This window comes from Bacillus sp. P4_D3, assembly GCF_056401855.1.
The window spans coordinates 1-1,337 of the sequence record NZ_JBFUIN010000795.1; the positions used below are offsets into that span (position 1 = coordinate 1).

At 40.3% G+C, this 1,337-nt stretch carries 1 protein-coding gene and 1 pseudogene; one reads left to right on the top strand and one right to left on the bottom strand.

Annotation, left to right across the window (positions count from 1 at the left end; all coding sequences use genetic code 11):
* The first annotated feature begins 128 nt into the window (after positions 1-128).
* Positions 129-926: a collagen-like protein gene (locus AC1DTM_RS26760; protein ID WP_477001308.1), complete on the top strand. Its 798-nt coding sequence runs from the start codon at positions 129-131 to the stop codon at positions 924-926.
* A 218-nt stretch (positions 927-1,144) separates the two neighbouring features.
* Here the strand turns inward: AC1DTM_RS26760 and AC1DTM_RS26765 are convergent.
* Positions 1,145-1,337 (bottom strand): annotated as a pseudogene (locus tag AC1DTM_RS26765) (serine hydrolase); the annotation flags it as partial.

The following is a 1,337-nucleotide window of genomic DNA, read 5'->3' on the forward strand; positions in this document are numbered from 1 at the left end:
GGTTTATATCTGTGACATAAGGGCATATGCTTATTTTTATTTTTAAAGGCTTTTTCCTTATACTTGCGTGTTAGCTAACTCATAAACTATATAGTGTAAGTTGGGTTAATGATAAGGATGGTGTAAAAATGAGTAAATTTAATAAGAAATTTCATATTCCATGCGAATGTTTTGGGCCCCCTTTACCTCCACCTGAAATTGGTCCAACGGGTCCAACAGGACCAACAGGACCGACAGGACCAACAGGACCAACAGGACCAACAGGACCGTCAGGAGGACCGTCAGGACCAACAGGACCAACAGGACCAACAGGACCAACAGGACCAACAGGACCAACAGGMGCAACAGGCGCAACAGGCGCAACAGGACCAACTGCAGTAGCGTGTTGTCCATGTACTAATGTTCTTGACAACCCTGGATTTGACGAACCACCATTAGTAACCGATCCAGTTCCTGGTTGGAATCAAATTGGGGATGTTRAAGAAGTAGGTGTTCCAAATGCTCATAGTGGTCGTATTCTTTCAAATGGGGCACTTAGTCTCTTAGCTGCGTCAATTGGACCAGGTGGAAGTATTAATCAATTGGTTGATGTTGACGAAGGTTGTTGTTTTACGTTTTCTTTTGCTGCGGATGTAAGGGATAATGCATTTCTTATAGCTTCTGTATCTTTTCCAGACCTTGGACATGGATGTCCTCCTCTCCCAATAACTCTTGGAAATATTCCACATATTATACCTGTTGCGAATCAACCGCAATCCCTTTTCCAACATTATATTCTTGTTGTGTGTATACCTCCTGGTGTGACTACAGCATGTGTTGCTTTCCAAAATATTGCTACAGGTGGGCAAGGCGCAACAGCTTTTGTTGACAATGTTGTATTTCAACCTACTGGTGGACCTTGTACTTCATGTTCACAAAATTTCTAATGTATTGAAGTACTTGAATCTTTTCGTTTTGCTGGCGGATCACAAAACCATTAAGGAGAGCCTTTGTGCTCTCTTTTTATGTTAGAAATCACCAGACACTCCCATATGCTGAGCGCATTCCTTTATAGTCCCGATACATATGAGCGATTCACTTTTGTAAACGGTATACTCCTTTAGGTGCACTATTCCCCTCCCTGCTATTAAAATAACGTTTTTATTCAATTATCGGTTACAACGTTTGTTTGACTTGTCATCTTATATTCTTTATATAAGCACTTCAAAGCTTCTAGAATTGTTTCATCAACCTCTTTATTATCAAATCGATTAGGTAAATCTCTTCCCCCAATTACATAAAGAAACGGAAATTCATGAAACATCCCTATTATACCAATATTTATTGTAGCGGTGGAT